Genomic DNA, 22,862 nt, shown 5'->3' on the forward strand with positions numbered 1-22,862 from the left:
AAGAAAGCGATTGTCAATCAAGGCGTTGAAGGAAGAAACGAGAAGAGTTTATGTTTATAAATGACTCGAGTTGCGACCGAAACAACGTAGAGTGCAAACGCTTGACTCAATAACGAAATGTCACCTATGTATGGCGTGACTTATTATACAGGAGGTGCAGAGTATGTTTGCTATTATTGAAACAGGTGGAAAACAAATCAAAGTAGAAGAAGGTCAAGAAATCTTCGTTGAAAAATTAGACGTAAACGAAGGAGATACTTTTACATTTGATAAAGTATTATTTGTAGGTGGAGATTCAGTTAAAGTTGGAGCGCCAACAGTTGAAGGTGCAACAGTTACTGCTACTGTTAATAAACAAGGTCGCGGTAAAAAAATCACTGTATTCACATACAAACGTCGTAAAAATTCAAAACGTAAAAAAGGCCATCGTCAACCATACACTAAATTAACAATCGATAAAATCAACGCGTAATTATTATGATTACTGTTGATATTACAGTTAATGATGAAGGCAAAGTAACAGACGTTATTATGGATGGCCATGCTGACCATGGTGAATATGGTCATGATATCGTTTGTGCTGGAGCTTCAGCTGTATTGTTTGGTAGTGTTAATGCGATTATAGGATTGACATCTGAGAGACCAGATATCAATTATGACGACAATGGTGGTCATTTTCATATAAGAAGCGTTGATACAAATAACGATGAAGCGCAACTAATTCTTCAAACAATGCTTGTGTCTTTACAAACTATTGAAGAAGAATATAATGAGAATATTAGATTAAATTATAAGTGAGGTGCATTCCGATGTTAAAATTAAACTTACAATTCTTCGCATCTAAAAAAGGGGTAAGTTCTACAAAAAACGGACGTGACTCTGAATCAAAACGCTTAGGTGCTAAACGTGCTGACGGTCAATTCGTAACAGGTGGTTCAATTTTATATCGCCAACGTGGTACTAAAATTTACCCTGGTGAAAATGTAGGTCGTGGTGGCGATGATACATTATTCGCTAAAATCGACGGCGTTGTTAAATTCGAACGTAAAGGTCGCGACAAAAAACAAGTTTCTGTATATGCAGTAGCTGAATAATTTTGTCTAGTTAACACCAGAAGTGAATCTTCTGGTGTTTTTTACTTTTTATAAAAGGTTTTTCATTATTATTTTAATTATGTTATTAAAAAATGGGAATTTTAGACGTTATACTAAATGTACAACTGCATAAGAGCCCCTAATCGCTAAACTATAAGGGGACAAAAGAATACAGTTGCAGTATAAAAAGCAAAAAAAGTATCATATTTGGTATTCGGAAATATCAGCAATTTGAGTAAAGTAAATTTAAAAGCAACTGCATAAGAGCCCCTAATTATTTACAATATATAAGGGGCTCTAATATGCTATAATTATTGGGAAAATGAAAATTATATGTAAAAGAGGTGAGATATATGTTTGTCGATCAAGTCAAAATATCTCTTAAAGCCGGTGATGGTGGTAATGGTATTACCGCATATAGAAGAGAAAAATATGTACCATTTGGTGGACCAGCTGGCGGTGACGGTGGTAAAGGTGCTTCAGTCGTATTTGAAGTGGATGAAGGTTTAAGAACGTTATTAGATTTTAGATATCAACGTCATTTTAAAGCAAGCAAAGGTGAAAATGGCCAAAGTAGTAATATGCATGGTAAAAATGCGGAAGATTTAGTATTAAAAGTTCCACCTGGTACAATTATTAAAAATGTTGAAACAGACGAAGTGTTAGCAGATCTTGTTGAAGATGGTCAAAGAGCTGTAGTAGCGAAGGGCGGTCGAGGTGGCCGAGGTAATTCACGTTTTGCAACACCTAGAAACCCTGCACCTGACTTCAGTGAAAAAGGTGAACCAGGTGAGGAATTAGATGTATCTTTAGAATTGAAATTATTAGCTGATGTAGGATTAGTAGGTTTCCCTAGTGTGGGTAAATCGACTTTATTATCTATCGTTTCAAAAGCTAAGCCTAAAATTGGGGCATATCATTTTACAACGATTAAACCAAATCTAGGTGTTGTTTCAACGCCTGATCAACGTAGTTTTGTTATGGCAGATTTACCAGGTTTAATTGAAGGTGCATCTGATGGCGTTGGATTAGGACATCAATTTTTAAGACATGTAGAGAGAACAAAAGTTATTGTTCACATGATTGATATGAGCGGTTCTGAAGGTAGAGAACCTATTGAAGATTATAAAGTCATTAATCAAGAATTAGCTGCGTACGAGCAACGTTTAGAAGATAGACCTCAAATCGTAGTAGCTAACAAGATGGATTTACCTGAATCACAAGATAATTTAAACTTGTTTAAAGAAGAAATTGGCGAAGATGTGCCAGTTATTCCAGTTTCAACAATAACGCGTGATAATATTGATCAATTATTATATGCAATAGCAGATAAATTAGAAGAATATAAAGATGTTGACTTCACAGTTGAAGAAGAGGAGTCAGTTGGCATTAACCGAGTATTATATAAACATACACCGTCACAAGATAAATTTACAATTTCAAGAGATGATGATGGTGCTTATGTGGTAAGTGGTAATGCTATTGAAAGAATGTTTAAAATGACTGACTTTAACAGTGATCCAGCAGTACGTCGATTTGCTCGTCAAATGCGTTCGATGGGTATTGATGATGCACTTAGAGAACGTGGTTGTAAAAATGGTGATATCGTTAGAATTCTTGGCGGAGAATTTGAATTCGTTGAATAGGAGCGTAACATGATGGACAATAAAGATTATAAAAAGTTTTATTTAATTAGAGAAGATGTCTTGCCTGAATCCGTGGTTAAAACATTGAAGATTAAAGATGCCTTAAAAAGTGATCCGACATTGTCCATTTATGATGCCGTTAAACAGTTTGATCTATCTAGAAGTGCTTTTTATAAATATAGAGAAACGATATTTCCAGTAGACGATAAAATGCTTGACCATCGAGAATTTACATTAATTTTATATGTAACTGATATTGTGGGTATGTTGGCACGTGTACTAGATGTTATATCAAAGTTAGAACTATCTGTATTAACGATTCATCAAAGTATTCCAATGGAAGAAAAAGCAACAATAACATTATCACTGAATGCTAAATCTAAAGAAACTTCAGTAGAAGATGTTATTGGTGCTTTGAGAAATTTAGATTATGTATCAAAAGTAGAATTAATTAGTATGAGTATGTAAGGATGTGCCTATAATGTACGCGTATGTCAAAGGTAAGTTAACACATTTATATCCTACACACGTAGTTGTTGAAACTGCTGGTGTTGGTTATGAAATTCAAACACCAAATTCTTATCGTTTTCAAAAGCATCTAGATCATGAAGTTTTAATTCGTACATCTTTAATTGTTCGTGAAGATGCACAATTATTGTATGGATTTAGTAGTGAAGAAGAGAAAGATATGTTCTTGAGTTTAATTAAAGTTACTGGTATTGGTCCGAAATCAGCTTTAGCTATTTTAGCGACAAGTACGCCTAATGAAGTAAAACGTGCCATTGAAAATGAAAATGATACGTATTTAACTAAATTCCCAGGAATTGGTAAGAAAACGGCAAGACAGATTGTCTTAGATTTAAAAGGTAAAGTGAAAATCACTGAAGAAGATAGCGATTCATTATTACAAGTAGACGCTACTTCGACGGTGCAAGATCAATTCGTGCAAGAAGCAATGTTAGCGTTAGAAGCATTAGGTTATTCTAAACGAGAGCTTGCAAAAGTTGAGAAAACGTTAAATAAAAATAAATATGACTCAGTTGATGAAGCTGTTAAGGCAGGTCTTCAATTAGTTGTATCTTAATTTTAAATAGATTAATAGGGGAAGTGTTGTCATGAATGAGCGTATGGTTGATCAATCAATGCATAGTGAAGAAACTGATTTCGAATTGTCGCTTAGACCTACGAGATTACGACAATATATTGGTCAAAATTCAATAAAAAGTAATTTAGAAGTATTTATTAAAGCGGCTAAACTTCGTCATGAACCATTAGATCATGTATTGCTTTTTGGCCCCCCTGGATTAGGTAAGACAACATTATCTAATATCATTGCCAATGAAATGGAAGTTAATATACGTACAGTATCAGGGCCTTCATTAGAAAGACCTGGTGATTTGGCTGCAATTTTATCAGGACTTCAACCTGGAGATGTATTGTTTATTGATGAAATACACAGACTGAGTAGTGTTGTTGAAGAAGTGTTATACCCTGCAATGGAAGATTTCTTTTTAGATATTATCATTGGTAAAGGCGATGAGGCTAGAAGTATCCGTATCGACTTACCTCCATTCACTTTGGTAGGTGCAACAACGCGAGCTGGCAGCTTAACAGGTCCACTAAGGGATCGATTTGGTGTGCACTTAAGATTAGAATATTATAATGAATCAGATTTAAAAGAAATCATTATTAGAACAGCTGAGGTTTTAGGCACAGGTATTGATGAAGAAAGTGCCATTGAACTTGCTAAACGTTCTAGAGGGACTCCAAGAGTAGCAAATCGACTATTGAAGCGGGTAAGAGACTTCCAGCAAGTGAATGAAGATGAACAAATATACATTGAAACAACGAAGCACGCATTAGGTTTACTTCAAGTTGATCAACACGGACTAGATTACATTGATCATAAAATGATGAACTGTATTATTAAGCAGTATAATGGTGGACCTGTTGGTTTAGATACGATTGCCGTAACAATTGGTGAAGAACGTATTACAATTGAGGACGTTTATGAGCCATTTCTTATTCAGAAAGGCTTTTTAGAACGTACGCCACGTGGCAGAAAAGCAACACCATTAGCTTATGAACATTTTGCAAAGTCGAATGAGGAGAGAGGATAACGTGAATATTGAAGAATTTGACTATGACTTACCAGAATCATTAATTGCTCAAACGCCTTTAAAAGATCGTGATCATAGTCGTTTATTAGTCATGGATAGAGAAACTGGTGAAATGAAACATTTACATTTCAAAGATATCATTGAGTATTTTAGACCTGGTGATACATTAGTGCTTAACGATACGCGAGTAATGCCAGCTAGACTTTTTGGTTTAAAAGAAGAAACTGGTGCAAAAGTTGAAATGTTAATGTTAACTCAAATTGAAGGTAATGATTGGGAAGTCTTACTGAAACCAGCTAAGCGTATTAAAGTTGGTAATAAATTGAATTTTGGTAATGGCAAAATTATAGCTGAGTGCATAAAAGAAATGGATCAAGGTGGACGCATCATGCGTTTACATTATGAAGGTATTTTACAAGAAAGATTAGATGAATTAGGGGAAATGCCACTGCCACCATACATCAAAGAACGTTTAGATGATCCAGATCGTTATCAAACAGTTTACGCTAAAGAAAGTGGTTCAGCGGCAGCACCAACAGCAGGATTACATTTTACTGATGAGTTATTAACTGAAATTAAAAATAAAGGCGTTAATATCGCATTTGTTACATTACATGTTGGGTTAGGTACGTTTAGACCGGTGAGCGTCGATGATGTGAATGACCACGAAATGCATAGTGAATATTATCAAATGACACAAGAAACAGCTGATTTATTAAATGATACTAAGTCCAAAGGACATCGCATTATATCAGTTGGTACAACTTCAACACGTACACTTGAAACAATTCGACGCGATCATGATAAATTTGTTGAAACGAGTGGCTGGACTAATATATTTATTTATCCAGGATTTGATTTTAAAGCAATTGATGGCCAGATTACTAATTTTCATTTACCAAAATCAACATTAGTTATGCTAGTATCAGCGTTTAGTACTCGTGAAAATGTTCTGAATGCTTATAAAACAGCAGTAAATTTAGAATATAGATTCTTTAGTTTTGGCGATGCAATGTTAATTATATAAAAAGAATGTGAGGATTTTGAATATGCCTGCAGTAACATACGAACACATTAAAACTTGTAAACAATCAGGTGCGCGTTTAGGTATCGTGCACACACCACACGGTTCATTTGAAACACCTATGTTTATGCCAGTTGGTACTAAAGCAACCGTTAAAACAATGAGTCCAGAAGAGTTAAGACAAATTGAAGCAAAAATCATTTTGGGCAACACATATCATTTGTGGTTACAACCCGGAAATGATATTATCAAACACGCTGGGGGATTACATAAATTCATGAATTGGGATGGTCCGATTCTTACAGATTCAGGCGGTTTCCAAGTGTTTAGTTTAAGTAATTTACGTAAAATTACAGAAGAAGGCGTGGAATTTAGACATCATACTAATGGGTCTAAATTATTTTTGAGTCCTGAGAAATCAATGCAAATTCAAAATGATTTAGGATCTGATATTATGATGGCATTTGATGAATGTCCACCGATGCCTGCTGAATATGATTATGTAAAAAAATCTATTGAACGTACAACACGTTGGGCGAAAAGATGTCTAGATGCACACCAAAGACCTGAAGATCAAGCATTGTTCGGCATTATACAAGGTGGCGAATATGAAGATTTAAGAGAACAAAGTGCAAAGGATTTAGTAGAATTAGATTTTCCTGGTTATGCAATCGGCGGTTTGTCAGTTGGTGAACCTAAACCGGTTATGTATAAAATGGTTGAACATACAGAGCAGTTTATGCCTAAAGATAAACCAAGATATTTAATGGGTGTAGGATCTCCAGATGCGTTAATCGAATGTAGTATTCGCGGCATGGATATGTTTGATTGTGTCTTACCGACACGTATTGCCAGAAATGGTACTTGTATGACATCGCAAGGTCGTTTAGTTATTAAAAATGCAAAATTTGCAGATGATTTAAGACCGTTAGATGAGAATTGTGACTGTTATACATGTCAAAACTATTCAAGAGCGTATATACGTCATTTAATCAAGGCAGAGGAAACTTTTGGTATTCGTCTTACTACTATTCATAATTTACATTTTCTGCTAAAATTAATGGAAGATATAAGACAAGCCATTCGAGAAGATCGTCTTTTAGATTTCAAAGAAGAATTCTTCGAGCAATATGGATTAAATGTTGAGAACCCAAAAAACTTTTAAGCAAGAGGAGCGTATAAAATGCAATTTTCATTACTAATATATATAGTCGTAATTTTTGCGGTTATGTATTTCTTGATGATCAGACCACAACAAAAACGTGCGAAACAGCATCGTGAGTTGATTAATAACATTCAATCTGGTCAAAGAATTACAACTATTGGTGGTATTAAAGGTACTGTTAAAGCAGTAGATGAAACAACTGTTGTTATTACAGTTAATGGTCATGGTACTGAATTAACTTTCGAAAAACCTGCTATTAAACAAGTTGACCCTTCATAACGAGAAGTGGTATTAAAAAGGATGAAACGAATAGCGTTTCATCCTTTTTAAGTTATAAGTAGTATGTAGAATAGCTTATTTTTATTCCAAAAAAAGAAATTGTGATACATAATAATTGTTAAATTTAAATTAAATATATCTATGACTATTTTTACTCCCTGCTCTAGTATGTTAATATGTATAAGGCTAATAAATTTTGTAAGAAAGATTTAACTTGCGTTATAAAATAGTATTCAAGTATTCTAAATACATACGTAAATAATGAGGTGTTCATGTGAAGAAAAGTAGTAGAATAATTGCGTTCTTGCTTTTAGTCGTATTGTTGTTTGCCGGAATGGCTGCAACTTATAAAAGTGTTATAAAGAATGTCAATTTAGGACTTGATTTGCAAGGTGGATTTGAGGTGCTTTATCAAGTCGATCCTTTAAATAAAGGCGACAAAATAGATAAAAAAGCCTTACAATCAACAGCGCAAACATTAGAAAATCGTGTTAACGTTTTAGGTGTTTCGGAACCTAAAATTCAAGTTGAAGAACCTAATAGAATTAGAGTTCAACTTGCTGGTGTAACAGACCAGAATGAAGCACGTAAAATTTTATCTTCTCAAGCTAATTTAACAATTCGCGATGCAGAAGATAAAGTAAAATTAAGCGGTTCTGATATTAAACAGGGATCTGCCAAACAAGAATTTAAACAGGAAACAAACCAGCCTACAGTTACTTTTAAAGTAAAAGACAAAAACAAATTTAAAAAAGTAACGGAAGAAATCTCTAAGAAACGTGATAATGTCATGGTTGTTTGGTTAGATTTCAAAAAAGGTGACAGCTATAAAAAAGAAGCACAAAAGAAAAACCCTAAATTTATTTCTGCAGCAAGTGTTGATCAACCAATCAATTCTGATAGCGTAGAAATCTCGGGTGGATTTAAAGGACAAGAAGGCGTTAAAAAAGCAAAACAAATCGCCGAATTGTTAAATGCAGGTTCTTTACCAGTTGACTTGAAAGAAATTTATTCAAACTCAGTAGGTGCCCAATTTGGTCAAGATGCATTAGATAAAACTGTGTTTGCATCGTTTATTGGTGTAGCATTAATTTATTTATTCATGCTTGGATTCTACCGATTACCTGGTTTAGTAGCGATTATTGCATTGACAACTTATATCTATCTAACGTTAGTAGCATTTAATTTCATTTCCGGGGTTCTAACTTTACCAGGATTAGCGGCGTTGGTATTAGGTGTAGGTATGGCTGTAGATGCCAATATTATCATGTATGAGCGTATTAAGGATGAACTTCGAATAGGTAGAACGATAAAGCAAGCCTTTTCTAAAGCAAACAAAAGTTCATTCCTAACAATTTTTGATTCTAACTTAACAACAGTTATCGCCGCAGCAGTATTATTCTTCTTCGGTGAAAGTTCAGTTAAAGGTTTCGCGACAATGTTATTATTAGGTATTCTAATGATCTTTGTTACAGCCGTGTTCTTATCAAGATTCTTATTATCATTACTTGTTTCATCAAATATATTCAAAAATCAATTTTGGTTATTTGGTGTTAAAAAGAATAAACGACATGATATTAATGAAGGTGTAGATGTTCATGACCTTAAAACTTCATTCGAGAAATGGAATTTTGTTAAATTAGCTAAGCCATTAATTGGAGTAAGTATTTTAATTGTAGTTGTCGGTTTAGTTATTCTTTATATCTTCAAGTTAAACTTAGGAATTGATTTCTCAAGTGGTACACGTGTAGATTTCCAATCTAAACAAGCAATTACTCAACAAAAGGTTGAGCAAGTTGTAAAAGATAGTGGACTTAAAGCGGATCAAATTCAAATCAATGGTAAAGATAATAAAGTAGCAACTGTTCAATTTAAAGACGATTTAACGCGTGCTCAAGATAATAAATTGAGTGATAATATTAAATCGAAATTCGGTGACACACCTCAAATTAATACTGTATCACCAATTATTGGACAGGAATTAGCAAAAAATGCAATGCTTGCATTAATCTATGCATCGATAGGTATCATCATCTATGTATCATTACGATTTGAATGGCGAATGGGTCTTTCATCTGTATTGGCATTATTACATGATGTATTCATTATAGTAGCGATTTTCAGTTTATTTAGAATTGAAGTAGATTTAACATTTATCGCCGCTGTATTAACAATTGTCGGTTATTCAATTAATGATACAATCGTAACGTTTGACCGTGTACGTGAAAACTTACAAAAGGTTAAAGTGATTACGACAACAGAACAAATTGATGATATCGTTAATAGATCAATTAGACAGACAATGACACGTTCAATTAATACAGTATTAACAGTTATTGTAGTAGTAGTTGCTATACTATTCTTCGGTGCTCCTACGATATTCAACTTTACTTTAGCATTATTTATCGGATTGATTTCTGGTGTATTCTCTTCAATCTTCATTGCCGTTCCGCTATGGGGAATAATGAAAAAACGTCAGTTGAAAAAATCGCCGAAACACAAATTAGTTGTATATAAAGAAAAGAAATCGAACGATGAAAAGATTTTAGTTTAAAATGAATTAAGCGGTATGTGAAACAATAAAGAGTTCACATACCGCTTTTTACTTTATTTAAATTTAACAAAATATATATAAATAAGTTCCCGCATTCATTTTTAAAAAATGGTATAATTAAAGTCTTGATTATTTAGATAAGTGCTTTTTATTTAAAGTAATTTTAGATATAATGTCTTTTGGAAATGAGGCGTAAATATATATGATTAAACCGAAGTATAAGTGGAAATTAACTAAACCAGCTGAATACATAAGTGATGAATTAACATCAAAATTAAAGTTAACGCCAATCGTAAAAAAAATATTAGAAAGTAAATCGATTATTGATGAACAAGCAATTGAATCCATCATTTCAGACACAGATGTCAATCATGATGCATTGCAATTGAGCGATATGACTAAGGCTATTGAAAGAATTAAAAGAGCGATAGCGAATGATGAGAAAATCCTAGTTTATGGTGATTACGATGCCGACGGTGTTACCTCAACTACAATTTTAGTGACAACATTACAACTTTTAGGTGCACAAGTAGGATGGCATATTCCTAACCGCTTTACCGAAGGATATGGACCAAACGAACTAGCATTTAGAAATGCTCATGATGAAGGCATAACATTAATCATAACTGTTGATAATGGCATACAAGGTCATAATGAAATTAAAATGGTTCAAGATTTAGGAGTTGATGTCATTGTAACTGATCATCATGAAATTGGTAGTACATTACCAGAAGCATATGCAATCGTACATCCAATGCATCCATCGTTTAATTATCCGTTCCAACAATTGTGTGGTGCAGGTGTTGCATACAAATTAGCACAAGCATTGATTGAAAATGTACCTGATTATTTTAAAGCATTAGTTGCGATAGGTACCATTGCGGATTTAGTATCCTTAACTGATGAAAATCGATCATTAGTGAAACAAGGATTAAAAGTCTTAAATGATCAATGTCCGACCTCTGTTAAAGCATTGCTAAAAGAAGCGGGATACAATGACAATATTGATGAAGAAACAATTGGTTTTATTATTGGACCTAGACTTAATGCTGTAGGTCGTTTAGATGACGCATCATTAGCTTGCGAATTGTTGATGACTGACGACGAAGAAGAAGCTGCATTTTTAGCAGAACAAGTTGAACATTTTAACCGTGAAAGAAAAGATATTGTAGCAACTATCACAGAAGAAGCAATGGCTATGGCAGAAACGAAAGTTAAAAAGGGAGATTTATTTTTACTTTTAGCAAAAGAAAATTGGCATGAAGGTGTCTTAGGTATTGTTGCTTCGAAAATTGTCGAAACATTTGCTTTGCCAACATTAATTTTAAATATTGATAGGGAGCAAAATCATGCAAAAGGTTCCGCCAGATCAATTGATCAAGTGTCGATGTTTGAAATACTATCAGCACATCAAGAGTTAATCGCTAAATTTGGCGGCCATCATATGGCTGCAGGTATGACGATGGATATTGAAAATATAGAATCGTTAGCTGAAGGTTTAAATAAATGGATGAAAGAATTATCTAAAACAACTTCGTTAGATCCCGTAAAGCCAGTAGACGTATTATTAACAGAAAATGATATAACGATTAAAAATATTCGTGATATGAATCGTTTAAGACCCTTCGGAACAGATTTTTCTAGACCTATTTTTGAAATGGATGATTTATCAGTTTCTTCAGTTAAGGCGATAGGTCAACAAAAAAATCATCTAAAATTGACACTTGGTGAAAGTAATATCGCCGCGCTATTTTGGCAAAATGGACACTTAGAACCTGAGTTACAAGATGAACAGCCAATTAATATATTAGGATCTGTTCAAATCAACGAATGGAATGGTAATCAATCACCGCAAATAATTATTCAAGATATTGCGATGAATGAACAGCAAATATTAGATTATAGAAGTAAGCGAAAAAGTTTACCTTTTACAGAAAATGATGAAAATATTGTCGTGCTTATTCATCCTAAAAGTGATAAAGTAAATGCGAATGAATATTATTATGGTGAAGAAATTAAACAACAAACTGATAAAGTAGTATTAAGAGATTTACCAACGTCAATGGAAGACTTGTCTAATTCCTTGCAACAACTGCAATTTTCTCAACTTTATATAGTTTTGCAACATAATCATTCGATTTACTTCGATGGTATACCTAATATGGATATTTTTAAAAAGTGTTATAAAGCATTAATAACTAAACAAGAAACAAATATCCAGAAAGAGGGTATGTTATTGTGTCAACATTTAAGTGTGAAACCAGATACACTTAAATTCATGTTGAAAGTTTTCTTAGACTTAAAATTTGTAACACAAGAAGATGGTTTAATTCGAATCAATCAACAACCTGATAAAAGATCGATTGATTCCAGCAAAGTATATCAATTAAGACAACAACGTATGGATGTTGAAAAGCAATTATTATATCAAGATTTTTCAGAAATAAAAAATTGGATAAAGTCACAATTGTCGTGAGCAATTTAGGAGGAAATATTAATGGATTTAAAGCAATACGTATCAGAAGTTCAAGATTGGCCGAAACCAGGTGTTAGTTTCAAGGATATTACTACAATTATGGATAATGGTGAAGCATATGGCTATGCAACAGATAAAATTGTAGAATACGCAAAAGACAGAGATGTTGATATCGTTGTAGGACCTGAAGCGCGTGGCTTTATCATTGGCTGTCCTGTAGCTTATTCAATGGGGATTGGCTTTGCACCTGTTAGAAAAGAAGGGAAATTACCTCGTGAAGTCATTCGTTATGAGTATGACCTAGAATATGGTACAAATGTTTTAACAATGCACAAAGATGCAATTAAACCAGGTCAACGTGTGTTAATTACAGATGATTTATTAGCTACTGGTGGTACGATTGAAGCAGCAATAAAATTAGTTGAAAAATTAGGCGGTATCGTAGTAGGTATTGCATTTATAATTGAATTGAAATATTTAAATGGTATTGAAAAAATTAAAGATTACGATGTTATGAGTTTAATCTCATACGACGAATAATAAATAATATAATTTTATCAAATGAAATCCTTCATCAAATGTATAAGAACCAATGACTTAATTAAAAAAGTTGTTTAAGTTTTCTTAACATGAGATGTTAGGATTTTTTATTTACTGAAAATGTTAGATGATTGAGCATTATACCTTAATAACATCGTTTATTTATTTCATAAATTGTAGTATCATAGAACTAATATTTAAAAAATGAAACAGTAGATTTAGGTCGAATTTTTGTAAAAGTTTTAAAAGTAGGAATAGTATACAAATTAAACTCGCTCAAGTAAAATTAATATTACGATTAATGACGACAGGATAAATATTTATCGTCGACGGACGTATGATTGGTGTGGGACAAATACTATTCAACAAGAGTACCTAAATCATTGTTTAAGGCGAAGTAATAAATATGAATGGGGTGTATCATATAATGAACAACGAATATCCATATAGTGCAGATGAAGTTCTTCACAAAGCAAAATCATATTTGTCAGCAGATGAATATGAGTATGTTTTAAAAAGCTATCATATTGCTTATGAAGCACATAAAGGTCAGTTCCGAAAAAACGGATTACCATACATTATGCATCCTATACAAGTTGCAGGTATTTTAACAGAAATGCGATTAGACGGACCGACGATTGTCGCAGGTTTTTTGCATGATGTAATTGAAGATACACCGTATACATTTGAAGATGTAAAAGAAATGTTCAATGAAGAAGTTGCTCGAATTGTTGATGGTGTGACGAAGCTTAAAAAAGTAAAATACCGCTCAAAAGAAGAACAACAAGCTGAAAATCATCGCAAGTTATTTATTGCGATTGCCAAAGATGTACGCGTAATTTTGGTGAAATTAGCAGACAGATTACATAATATGCGTACCTTGAAAGCCATGCCGCGTGAAAAACAAATTAGAATTTCTCGAGAAACATTAGAAATTTATGCACCTTTAGCACATCGTCTTGGTATTAATACAATTAAATGGGAACTAGAAGATACGGCTCTTCGTTATATTGATAATGTGCAATATTTTAGAATAGTCAATTTAATGAAGAAGAAACGTAGTGAACGTGAAGCGTATATCGAAACGGCTATTGATAGAATACGTACTGAAATGGACCGAATGAATATCGAAGGCGATATAAATGGTAGACCTAAACATATTTACAGTATTTATCGGAAAATGATGAAGCAGAAAAAACAATTTGATCAAATTTTTGATTTGTTGGCGATACGTGTTATTGTCAATTCTATTAATGATTGTTATGCGATACTTGGGTTGGTGCATACGTTATGGAAACCGATGCCAGGACGTTTTAAAGATTATATTGCAATGCCTAAACAAAATTTGTATCAGTCATTGCATACTACAGTAGTAGGTCCAAATGGAGACCCGCTCGAAATCCAAATACGAACGTTTGATATGCACGAAATTGCTGAGCATGGTGTTGCAGCACACTGGGCTTACAAAGAAGGTAAAAAAGTAAGTGAAAAAGATCAAACTTATCAAAATAAGTTAAATTGGTTAAAAGAATTAGCTGAAGCGGATCATACATCGTCTGACGCTCAAGAATTTATGGAAACCTTAAAATATGACTTACAGAGTGACAAAGTATACGCATTTACCCCAGCGAGTGATGTTATTGAGTTGCCATATGGTGCTGTGCCGATTGATTTTGCTTATGCGATTCACAGTGAAGTAGGTAATAAGATGATTGGTGCCAAGGTGAATGGCAAAATTGTACCAATTGACTATATTTTACAAACAGGCGATATTGTTGAAATACGTACTAGTAAACATTCATATGGACCAAGTCGTGATTGGTTGAAAATTGTTAAATCGTCTAGTGCCAAAGGTAAAATTAAAAGTTTCTTCAAAAAGCAAGATCGTTCATCTAATATTGAAAAAGGCCGAATGATGGTTGAAGTTGAAATAAAAGAGCAAGGATTTAGAGTCGAAGATATTTTGACAGAGAAAAATATTCAGGTTGTTAATGAAAAATATAACTTTGCAAATGAAGATGATTTATTCGCAGCTGTAGGATTTGGCGGCGTGACATCCTTACAGATTGTTAATAAATTAACTGAAAGACAACGTATTTTAGATAAACAACGTGCTTTAAATGAAGCACAAGAAGTTACGAAATCATTGCCTATTAAAGACAACATCATTACTGATAGTGGTGTCTATGTAGAAGGTTTAGAAAATGTACTTATCAAGTTGTCAAAATGTTGTAATCCTATACCAGGTGATGATATTGTAGGTTATATCACCAAAGGTCACGGTATTAAAGTACATCGCACTGATTGCCCAAATATTAAGAACGAAACTGAACGACTAATTAATGTTGAATGGGTAAAATCAAAAGACGCAACTCAAAAATATCAGGTTGATTTAGAGGTAACTGCGTATGACCGAAATGGCTTGTTGAATGAAGTACTACAAGCTGTTAGCTCGACAGCCGGCAATTTAATTAAAGTTTCAGGACGTTCAGATATTGATAAAAATGCAATAATAAATATTAGTGTCATGGTGAAAAACGTGAATGATGTTTATCGTGTGGTAGAAAAGATCAAACAACTTGGTGATGTTTATACAGTAACAAGAGTTTGGAACTAGAGGTGCAAAATATGAAAGTAGTTGTACAAAGAGTTAAAGAAGCATCGGTGACGAATGATACATTAAATAATCAAATCAAAAAAGGATATTGTTTATTAGTCGGTATCGGTCAGAACTCTACAGAGCAAGATGCAGATGTAATTGCAAAGAAAATTGCTAATGCAAGATTATTTGAAGATGACAATAATAAATTAAACTTTAATATCCAACAAATGAATGGTGAAATACTATCAGTTTCACAATTTACTCTCTATGCAGATGTAAAAAAAGGTAACCGTCCAGGTTTCTCAAATTCTAAAAATCCTGATCAAGCGGTAAAAATTTATGAGTATTTTAATGATGCGCTACGAGCGTATGGTCTTACTGTGAAAACAGGTGAATTTGGAACACACATGAATGTTAGCATAAATAATGATGGTCCAGTCACTATTATTTATGAAAGTCAGGACGGCAAAATTCAATGAAAAAAATAGAGGCATGGTTATCTAAAAAGGGTCTTAAAAATAAACGTACTCTAATAGTAGTGATTGCCTTTGTCTTATTTATCATCTTTTTATTTTTATTGCTGAATAGCAATAGTGAAGATAGTGGGAACATCACGATAACTGAAAATGCTGAATTACGTACAGGTCCAAACGCTGCGTATCCAGTCATATATAAAGTTGAGAAAGGTGACCATTTTAAAAAGATTGGTAAAGTAGGTAAATGGATTGAAGTTGAAGATACATCCAGTAATGAAAAAGGTTGGATAGCTGGATGGCACACAAATTTAGATATTGTCGCGGATAATACGAAGGAGAAAAATCCTTTGCAAGGTAAAACAATAGTGCTTGATCCTGGTCATGGAGGTAGTGACCAGGGTGCTTCAAGCAATACTAAATATAAAAGTTTAGAAAAAGACTATACGTTGAAAACAGCAAAAGAATTGCAGCGTACTTTAGAAAAAGAAGGCGCAACTGTTAAGATGACAAGAACAGACGATACATATGTTTCACTAGAAAATCGTGATATCAAAGGCGATGCCTATTTGAGTATACATAATGATGCATTAGAATCATCTAATGCAAATGGAATGACAGTTTATTGGTATCATGATAATCAAAGAGCTTTAGCAGATACGTTAGACGCTACGATTCAGAAGAAAGGTTTACTTTCTAATCGCGGTTCAAGACAAGAAAATTATCAAGTGTTAAGACAAACAAAAGTTCCTGCTGTTTTATTAGAATTAGGTTATATTAGTAACCCAACTGATGAAACGATGATTAAAGATCAATTACATAGACAAATTTTAGAACAAGCAATTGTTGATGGACTTAAAATTTATTTTTCTGCGTAGGGCTTGCAAAAATATGTGAAAGTAGTTATCATTGATATTGAATTTTATAACTAAAACCGTTAGTATTCTTGAAATGGTAAATGAAATAGGTAGCAATCTAACTAAGATTGTGTAGGAATATAATCCATAGACTGAAAGATTATGCTGAGTAGTTTATATACATTGAACACAAGAAGAGGTGCTTTATGAAAAGTAAAGCCGTTAAACGTACGTTAAACGTTTTGAGTGGGTTTATTTAATGCACGCTTATAAAAAGTAATGATGATTACAATTAGGCATGTTTTTTAAACCAATGAGGGTGGCAACACGGATATTCGTCCCTTGTGCAGTTTCAGGCTGTGCAAGGGCTTTTTCTTTTGCTTTTAAAATTATGATTTATTATGCAAAGTTAAGTGATCGTATATAGTTTTAGTTTTAAAAAGGTAATTAAATAAAATAGTTTGCCGAGGGAGATGTCAAAATGATTAAAATACCTAGAGGGACGCAGGATATTTTACCTGAAGATTCAAAGAAATGGCGTTACATTGAAAATCAATTAGATGAATTAATGACATTTTATAATTATAAAGAAATAAGAACACCAATTTTTGAAAGTACAGATCTTTTTGCAAGAGGTGTTGGTGATTCAACCGATGTCGTACAAAAAGAAATGTATACATTTAAAGATAAAGGCGATAGAAGTATTACATTAAGACCTGAGGGAACAGCTGCAGTTGTGCGTTCATATATTGAACATAAAATGCAAGGTAATCCAAACCAACCAATTAAACTTTATTACAATGGACCGATGTTTAGATATGAACGTAAGCAAAAAGGGCGCTATCGTCAATTTAATCAATTTGGTGTAGAAGCTATTGGTGCTGAAAATCCTAGCGTAGATGCAGAAGTATTAGCTATGGTTATGCATATTTATCAATCATTTGGATTAAAACATTTAAAGCTTGTTATTAATAGTGTAGGGGATATGGCGTCTCGAAAAGAATATAACGAAGCGTTAGTGAAACACTTTGAACCAGTAATTCATGAATTTTGTTCAGATTGTCAATCACGTTTGCATACAAATCCGATGCGAATTTTGGATTGTAAAGTTGACCGTGATAAAGAAGCGATTAAGACTGCACCTAGAATCACTGATTTCTTAAATGAGGAATCTAAGGCATATTATGAACAAGTAAAAGCTTATTTAGATGATTTAGGTATTCCATATATTGAAGATCCTAACTTAGTTCGTGGATTGGATTATTATACACATACAGCATTTGAATTAATGATGGATAATCCTAACTATGATGGTGCCATTACAACGCTTTGTGGTGGTGGCCGTTATAATGGTTTATTAGAATTGCTAGATGGTCCAAGTGAAACAGGTATTGGTTTTGCGCTAAGTATAGAACGATTATTGCTTGCACTTGAAGAAGAAGGTATCGAATTAGATATTGAAGAAAACTTAGATTTATTCATTGTTACAATGGGTGATCAAGCAGATCGATATGCTGTGAAGTTATTAAATCATTTGAGACATAATGGTATTAAAGCAGATAAAGACTACTTACAGCGTAAAATTAAAGGACAAATGAAACAAGCAGACCGTTTAGGTGCCAAGTTTACAATCGTTATTGGTGATCAAGAATTAGAAAATAATAAAATCGATGTTAAAAATATGACAACTGGTGAATCTGAAACAATTGAATTAGACGCATTAGTCGAATATTTTAAGAAGTAGAGAGGGCGTTAAAATATGAGTAAGAGAACAACTTATTGTGGATTAGTTACTGAAGCATTTTTAGGACAAGAAATTACATTAAAAGGATGGGTTAACAATCGTCGTGACCTAGGTGGATTGATTTTCGTTGATTTAAGAGATAGAGAAGGAATTGTACAAGTCGTGTTTAATCCTGCATTTTCAGAAGAGGCATTGAAAATTGCTGAAACAGTACGTTCTGAATATGTTGTAGAAGTTCAAGGTACAGTTACGAAGCGTGACCCTGAAACAGTTAATCCTAAAATTAAAACTGGCCAAGTTGAAGTACAAGTTACAAATATTAAAGTGATTAATAAATCTGAGACACCACCATTTTCTATAAATGAAGAAAATGTTAACGTTGATGAAAATATTCGATTAAAATACCGTTATTTAGATTTACGTCGTCAAGAGTTAGCGCAAACATTTAAAATGAGACATCAAATTACACGTTCTATTCGTCAATATTTGGATGATGAAGGGTTCTTTGACATCGAAACACCAGTACTAACGAAGTCAACACCTGAGGGTGCACGTGACTATTTAGTACCATCTCGTGTTCATGATGGTGAATTTTATGCATTACCACAATCACCACAATTATTTAAGCAATTATTGATGATTAGTGGATTTGACAAATACTACCAAATCGTAAAATGCTTCCGTGACGAAGATTTACGTGCAGATCGTCAACCTGAATTCACACAAGTCGATATTGAAATGAGTTTTGTAGATCAAGAAGATGTGATGCAAATGGGTGAAGAAATGCTTAAAAAAGTTGTTAAAGAAGTTAAAGGCGTTGAAATTAATGGCGCTTTCCCACGCATGACATATAAAGAAGCGATGCGTCGCTATGGTTCTGATAAACCAGATACACGTTTTGAAATGGAATTAATTGACGTTTCTCAATTAGGACGTGATATGGACTTTAAAGTATTTAAAGATACTGTTGAAAATGATGGTGAAATTAAAGCAATTGTCGCTAAAGGTGCAGCTGAACAATATACTCGTAAAGATATGGATGCTTTAACAGAATTTGTAAACATCTATGGTGCTAAAGGATTAGCGTGGGTTAAAGTTGTGGAAGATGGTTTGACAGGTCCAATTGGACGTTTCTTTGAAACAGAAAATGTTGAAACATTACTTACATTAACTGGTGCTGAAGCTGGTGACTTAGTAATGTTTGTTGCAGACAAACCAAATGTCGTTGCACAAAGTTTAGGTGCATTACGTGTCAAATTAGCTAAAGAATTAGGTTTAATCGATGAAACAAAATTAAACTTCTTATGGGTGACAGATTGGCCATTATTAGAATATGATGAAGATGCGAAACGTTACGTTGCAGCACATCATCCATTTACATCTCCAAAAGAAGCTGATATTGCTAAGCTTGGCACTGCGCCAGAAGAAGCTGAGGCAAATGCTTATGACATAGTATTAAATGGTTATGAATTAGGTGGCGGTTCAATCAGAATTCATGATGGTGAGTTACAAGAAAAAATGTTCGAAGTTCTTGGATTTACTAAAGAACAAGCACAAGAACAGTTCGGCTTCTTACTAGATGCATTTAAATATGGTGCACCACCACATGGCGGTATTGCATTAGGATTAGACCGATTAGTCATGTTATTGACTAATAGAACAAACTTGAGAGATACAATCGCATTCCCTAAAACAGCATCTGCTACATGTTTATTAACGAATGCGCCTGGTGAAGTTTCTGATAAACAATTAGAAGAACTTTCTTTGCGAATTCGTCACTAAATTTTAAAAAATCAATAAACTTTGGTTTGTTATAATTTCATTAATTTTAATTATGTGGTAATATAACATCATAAGATAGTCATCTGAGTTGTTCGTAAGTTTGCTTTTTAATTTGGGCCTAACACTCTTTGATCAAGGGAGCCCAATGGGTTTTCTTGCAGCGTACACGCCTTATATGAAGGACGTACAAAACAAGAAACAGGGCACCCACCTGTATATAACAGGCCGAATGATCAAGCTATTATAACTACGGCAATACGGACTCTATCGATACGCAAGACTTTGTCTTGCGTATTTTTATGCGTTTCTTTAAGTTTTTAATAAAGAATTAGTTGGGTTTTATAGCGTTTAATAAATGTTTCCTCGTTGAATTTTGGGAAAATAATCAAAGCGATAATGCTAAATATAAAATTTTAAGTTACTATGTACTTATGTATAAATCAGTGAAAGAGGTAAAATAATGAAACATCAATTTTCAAGAAATGAACTAGCGATTGGACAACAAGGTTTAGATTTATTGAAGCAACAAACTGTTGTCATACTTGGCGTTGGAGGTGTTGGTTCATTTGCTGCTGAAGCATTAGCAAGAACGAATATTGGTCATATTATATTAATAGATAAAGATGATGTTGATATTACAAATGTAAACAGACAATTACACGCTTTAACTACAACGGTAGGACAAAGTAAAGTTTCTTTGATGGAAGAACGTATTAAATTAATTAATCCAGATTGTAAAGTCACGCCCTTACATATGTTTTATACAGAAGAGACATATGAAGAAATTTTCGATAACTACGATATAGATTATTTTGTAGATGCAAGTGATACAATAATGTACAAAGTACACTTAATGAAAGAGTGTCTTGACCGAGGGATTAAAGTGATTTCCAGTATGGGTGCTGCAAATAAAACAGATCCAACACGTTTTACAATTTCAGATATCTCTAAAACACATACCGATCCAATGGCCAAAATTATTCGTCAAAAATTGAAAAAACTAGGAATTCGTAAAGGGATTCCAGTTGTATTTTCAGATGAAAGTCCAATTGTCATAAGAGAAGATGTAAAAGATATAGTTGGAGATAAAAATGCTATCAATCGAAAAGGACAAATGCCACCTTCTTCAAATGCCTTTGTGCCAAGTGTTGTTGGATTAATTTGTGCTAGTTATGTGGTGAATGACGTATTAAAAGATATTCCAGTTCGTCGCATTAAAGACAAAGGGCAATAATTCATTTTGAAAGTCATAATTTTCAACGTAAGGCAAGTGTAACCACACCATAAAACTAAAACTGACTAGTTCGCAAGCATAGTAGAATATGCCTCGTATACTAGTCAGTTTTGATTTGATTATAGCTAAAATATCAAAGGTAATCGATTTAATCTTATTTTTACGGCCTTTGTTTAAGTAAGTTGTTATATATTTCTTTGAGTTGTTGTTCACTTTTAGATGTCGTTTTTGGTTCATAATAAATTTTGTTTTTAAGTTTATCAGGTAAATATTGCTGTGAAACATAGCCATTAACATATTGGTGTGGATATTTGTAACCAATAGATCGGCCTAGATCTTTAGCACCTTGATAATGTCCATCTTTTAAATGATTTGGAATTTGACCCACATGACCGTTTCTAATATCGGACAATGCACTATCAATGGCACTCATTGCTGAATTTGACTTAGGTGATAAGCATAGTTCGATTACTGCTTGGCTTAGTGGAATTCTAGCTTCTGGTAAACCTAGACGTTCTGCTGATTCAATAGCAGCAAGTGTTCTCTGACCAGCATTAGGTGAGGCTAAGCCTATATCCTCATAGCTAATTACAAGTAATCGTCGAACTATTGTAGGTAAATCTCCAGCTTCAATTAATCGTGCTAAATAATGTAAAGCGGCATTGACGTCGCTACCACGGATAGATTTTTGGAAAGCGCTCATAACATCGTAATGCATGTCACCATCCTTATCACTTACAAATGCACCTTTTTGTAAACAGTCTTTAGCATCTTGCAATGTAACATGTCGATAACCGTCTTTGTCATTATCTGCGCTTAATACAGCTAATTCCAATGCATTTAACGCACTACGAACATCACCTTGGCTTTGTGTAGAAAAGTAGGTCATGGCATCTTCATCAATTTTGGGTTGATATGTTTTCAAACCATTCTCATCATCTTCTATTGCACGAGTTAACGCTTGGCGCACATCTTCGTCATTTAAAGGATATAACTCGAAAATTTGCGCTCTTGAACGAATCGCTGGATTGATAGCATGATAAGGATTTGAAGTTGTAGCACCAATCAAGACGATTTTGCCATTTTCTAAATGAGGTAATAAAAAGTCTTGTTTAGCTTTATCTAGTCGATGTATTTCATCTAACAACAAGATAACTTGACCAGACATTTTAGCTTCTTCAACAACAAGTTGCATATCTTTTTTAGTGTTAGTTACAGCATTCAATTGTCTGAATTTATATTGCGTACTGCCCGAAATTGCTTTGGCAATAC

The 22,862-nt window shown here is 33.5% G+C and carries 21 protein-coding genes and 1 other RNA gene; 21 read left to right on the forward strand and 1 reads right to left on the reverse strand.

All coding sequences use genetic code 11. The features are described 5' to 3' along the window. The first annotated feature begins 163 nt into the window (after positions 1–163). The 21 genes from rplU (at position 164) to IDG60_RS04845 (ending at position 21,590) form a co-directional block, all read left to right on the forward strand. Entirely contained in the window at positions 164–472 is a 309-nt protein-coding gene (gene rplU, locus IDG60_RS04745) for a 50S ribosomal protein L21 (protein ID WP_000457386.1), read from the forward strand. A 5-nt stretch (positions 473–477) separates the two neighbouring features. Continuing rightward, on the forward strand, positions 478–798 hold the full coding sequence (locus IDG60_RS04750) for a ribosomal-processing cysteine protease Prp (protein ID WP_000633692.1): 321 nt from the start codon (positions 478–480) through the stop codon (positions 796–798). 11 nt (positions 799–809) lie between these two features. Then, positions 810–1,094, forward strand: coding sequence for a 50S ribosomal protein L27 (gene rpmA / locus IDG60_RS04755; RefSeq protein ID WP_000916187.1), 285 nt, complete (start codon positions 810–812; stop codon positions 1,092–1,094). A 353-nt stretch (positions 1,095–1,447) separates the two neighbouring features. Continuing rightward, positions 1,448–2,740, forward strand: coding sequence for a GTPase ObgE (obgE, locus tag IDG60_RS04760; protein WP_000496100.1), 1,293 nt, complete (start codon positions 1,448–1,450; stop codon positions 2,738–2,740). A gap of 12 nt (positions 2,741–2,752) precedes the next feature. Next, a complete protein-coding gene (locus IDG60_RS04765) occupies positions 2,753–3,208 on the forward strand; it encodes an ACT domain-containing protein (protein ID WP_000368902.1) in 456 nt (151 codons plus the stop codon). A gap of 13 nt (positions 3,209–3,221) precedes the next feature. Continuing rightward, complete coding sequence (gene ruvA / locus IDG60_RS04770) at positions 3,222–3,824, forward strand: Holliday junction branch migration protein RuvA (RefSeq protein WP_000271550.1); 603 nt, start codon at positions 3,222–3,224, stop codon at positions 3,822–3,824. 31 nt (positions 3,825–3,855) lie between these two features. Further along, positions 3,856–4,860 carry a Holliday junction branch migration DNA helicase RuvB gene (ruvB, locus tag IDG60_RS04775; protein ID WP_001005768.1) on the forward strand — a complete coding sequence of 335 codons (1,005 nt, stop codon included), beginning with the start codon at positions 3,856–3,858 and terminating at the stop codon, positions 4,858–4,860. A gap of 1 nt (position 4,861) precedes the next feature. Continuing rightward, the gene (gene queA, locus IDG60_RS04780) at positions 4,862–5,887 is read left to right on the forward strand and encodes a tRNA preQ1(34) S-adenosylmethionine ribosyltransferase-isomerase QueA (RefSeq protein WP_001019178.1); all 1,026 of its coding nucleotides are present in this window, start codon (positions 4,862–4,864) and stop codon (positions 5,885–5,887) included. A gap of 22 nt (positions 5,888–5,909) precedes the next feature. After that, positions 5,910–7,049: a tRNA guanosine(34) transglycosylase Tgt gene (tgt, locus tag IDG60_RS04785; RefSeq protein ID WP_001112045.1), complete on the forward strand. Its 1,140-nt coding sequence runs from the start codon at positions 5,910–5,912 to the stop codon at positions 7,047–7,049. 18 nt (positions 7,050–7,067) lie between these two features. After that, entirely contained in the window at positions 7,068–7,328 is a 261-nt protein-coding gene (gene yajC / locus IDG60_RS04790) for a preprotein translocase subunit YajC (RefSeq protein WP_001160682.1), read from the forward strand. A 274-nt stretch (positions 7,329–7,602) separates the two neighbouring features. Next, the gene (gene secDF, locus IDG60_RS04795; protein WP_000749795.1) at positions 7,603–9,882 is read left to right on the forward strand and encodes a protein translocase subunit SecDF; all 2,280 of its coding nucleotides are present in this window, start codon (positions 7,603–7,605) and stop codon (positions 9,880–9,882) included. A 202-nt stretch (positions 9,883–10,084) separates the two neighbouring features. Beyond that, the gene (recJ, locus tag IDG60_RS04800; RefSeq protein WP_206160530.1) at positions 10,085–12,358 is read left to right on the forward strand and encodes a single-stranded-DNA-specific exonuclease RecJ; all 2,274 of its coding nucleotides are present in this window, start codon (positions 10,085–10,087) and stop codon (positions 12,356–12,358) included. Between the two features lie 21 nt (positions 12,359–12,379). Further along, entirely contained in the window at positions 12,380–12,898 is a 519-nt protein-coding gene (locus IDG60_RS04805; RefSeq protein WP_000364542.1) for an adenine phosphoribosyltransferase, read from the forward strand. Positions 12,899–13,325: 427 nt separating this feature from the next. Next, complete coding sequence (locus IDG60_RS04810) at positions 13,326–15,515, forward strand: RelA/SpoT family protein (protein ID WP_001058587.1); 2,190 nt, start codon at positions 13,326–13,328, stop codon at positions 15,513–15,515. Positions 15,516–15,526: 11 nt separating this feature from the next. After that, complete coding sequence (gene dtd, locus IDG60_RS04815) at positions 15,527–15,979, forward strand: D-aminoacyl-tRNA deacylase (protein ID WP_000869983.1); 453 nt, start codon at positions 15,527–15,529, stop codon at positions 15,977–15,979. Next, on the forward strand, positions 15,976–16,851 hold the full coding sequence (locus IDG60_RS04820) for an N-acetylmuramoyl-L-alanine amidase family protein (RefSeq protein ID WP_000717800.1): 876 nt from the start codon (positions 15,976–15,978) through the stop codon (positions 16,849–16,851). Before dtd ends, IDG60_RS04820 begins: the two co-directional genes overlap by 4 nt. 460 nt (positions 16,852–17,311) lie before the next feature. Next, the gene (hisS, locus tag IDG60_RS04825) at positions 17,312–18,574 is read left to right on the forward strand and encodes a histidine--tRNA ligase (protein WP_000590826.1); all 1,263 of its coding nucleotides are present in this window, start codon (positions 17,312–17,314) and stop codon (positions 18,572–18,574) included. A 15-nt stretch (positions 18,575–18,589) separates the two neighbouring features. After that, positions 18,590–20,356, forward strand: a complete 1,767-nt coding sequence (gene aspS / locus IDG60_RS04830; protein ID WP_000044799.1) for an aspartate--tRNA ligase — start codon at positions 18,590–18,592, stop codon at positions 20,354–20,356. A 77-nt stretch (positions 20,357–20,433) separates the two neighbouring features. Further along, positions 20,434–20,624: non-coding RNA, 6S RNA (ssrS, locus tag IDG60_RS04835), on the forward strand. 64 nt (positions 20,625–20,688) lie between these two features. Then, positions 20,689–20,817, forward strand: coding sequence for a hypothetical protein (locus IDG60_RS04840; RefSeq protein WP_001790559.1), 129 nt, complete (start codon positions 20,689–20,691; stop codon positions 20,815–20,817). Next, positions 20,817–21,590, forward strand: a complete 774-nt coding sequence (locus IDG60_RS04845; protein ID WP_000682646.1) for a tRNA threonylcarbamoyladenosine dehydratase — start codon at positions 20,817–20,819, stop codon at positions 21,588–21,590. Before IDG60_RS04840 ends, IDG60_RS04845 begins: the two co-directional genes overlap by 1 nt. Positions 21,591–21,750: 160 nt before the next feature. On the opposite strand, the gene IDG60_RS04850 is transcribed toward IDG60_RS04845, so the two are convergent. Then, positions 21,751–22,862 (reverse strand): replication-associated recombination protein A (locus tag IDG60_RS04850; protein ID WP_206160531.1); only part of this gene is annotated, 1,112 nt, incomplete at its 5' end.

Source organism: Staphylococcus sp. EG-SA-2 (assembly GCF_017152085.1).

Coding starts and splice junctions, on each gene's coding strand:
- tgt (WP_001112045.1), top strand. CDS start 5,910: ATGCCTGCAGTAACATACGAACACATTAAAACTTGTAAACAATCAGGT.
- ruvA (WP_000271550.1), top strand. CDS start 3,222: ATGTACGCGTATGTCAAAGGTAAGTTAACACATTTATATCCTACACAC.
- IDG60_RS04810 (WP_001058587.1), top strand. CDS start 13,326: ATGAACAACGAATATCCATATAGTGCAGATGAAGTTCTTCACAAAGCA.
- rpmA (WP_000916187.1), top strand. CDS start 810: ATGTTAAAATTAAACTTACAATTCTTCGCATCTAAAAAAGGGGTAAGT.
- yajC (WP_001160682.1), top strand. CDS start 7,068: ATGCAATTTTCATTACTAATATATATAGTCGTAATTTTTGCGGTTATG.
- IDG60_RS04845 (WP_000682646.1), top strand. CDS start 20,817: ATGAAACATCAATTTTCAAGAAATGAACTAGCGATTGGACAACAAGGT.
- ruvB (WP_001005768.1), top strand. CDS start 3,856: ATGAATGAGCGTATGGTTGATCAATCAATGCATAGTGAAGAAACTGAT.
- recJ (WP_206160530.1), top strand. CDS start 10,085: ATGATTAAACCGAAGTATAAGTGGAAATTAACTAAACCAGCTGAATAC.
- dtd (WP_000869983.1), top strand. CDS start 15,527: ATGAAAGTAGTTGTACAAAGAGTTAAAGAAGCATCGGTGACGAATGAT.
- IDG60_RS04765 (WP_000368902.1), top strand. CDS start 2,753: ATGGACAATAAAGATTATAAAAAGTTTTATTTAATTAGAGAAGATGTC.
- IDG60_RS04820 (WP_000717800.1), top strand. CDS start 15,976: ATGAAAAAAATAGAGGCATGGTTATCTAAAAAGGGTCTTAAAAATAAA.
- hisS (WP_000590826.1), top strand. CDS start 17,312: ATGATTAAAATACCTAGAGGGACGCAGGATATTTTACCTGAAGATTCA.
- IDG60_RS04750 (WP_000633692.1), top strand. CDS start 478: ATGATTACTGTTGATATTACAGTTAATGATGAAGGCAAAGTAACAGAC.
- obgE (WP_000496100.1), top strand. CDS start 1,448: ATGTTTGTCGATCAAGTCAAAATATCTCTTAAAGCCGGTGATGGTGGT.
- aspS (WP_000044799.1), top strand. CDS start 18,590: ATGAGTAAGAGAACAACTTATTGTGGATTAGTTACTGAAGCATTTTTA.
- rplU (WP_000457386.1), top strand. CDS start 164: ATGTTTGCTATTATTGAAACAGGTGGAAAACAAATCAAAGTAGAAGAA.
- IDG60_RS04805 (WP_000364542.1), top strand. CDS start 12,380: ATGGATTTAAAGCAATACGTATCAGAAGTTCAAGATTGGCCGAAACCA.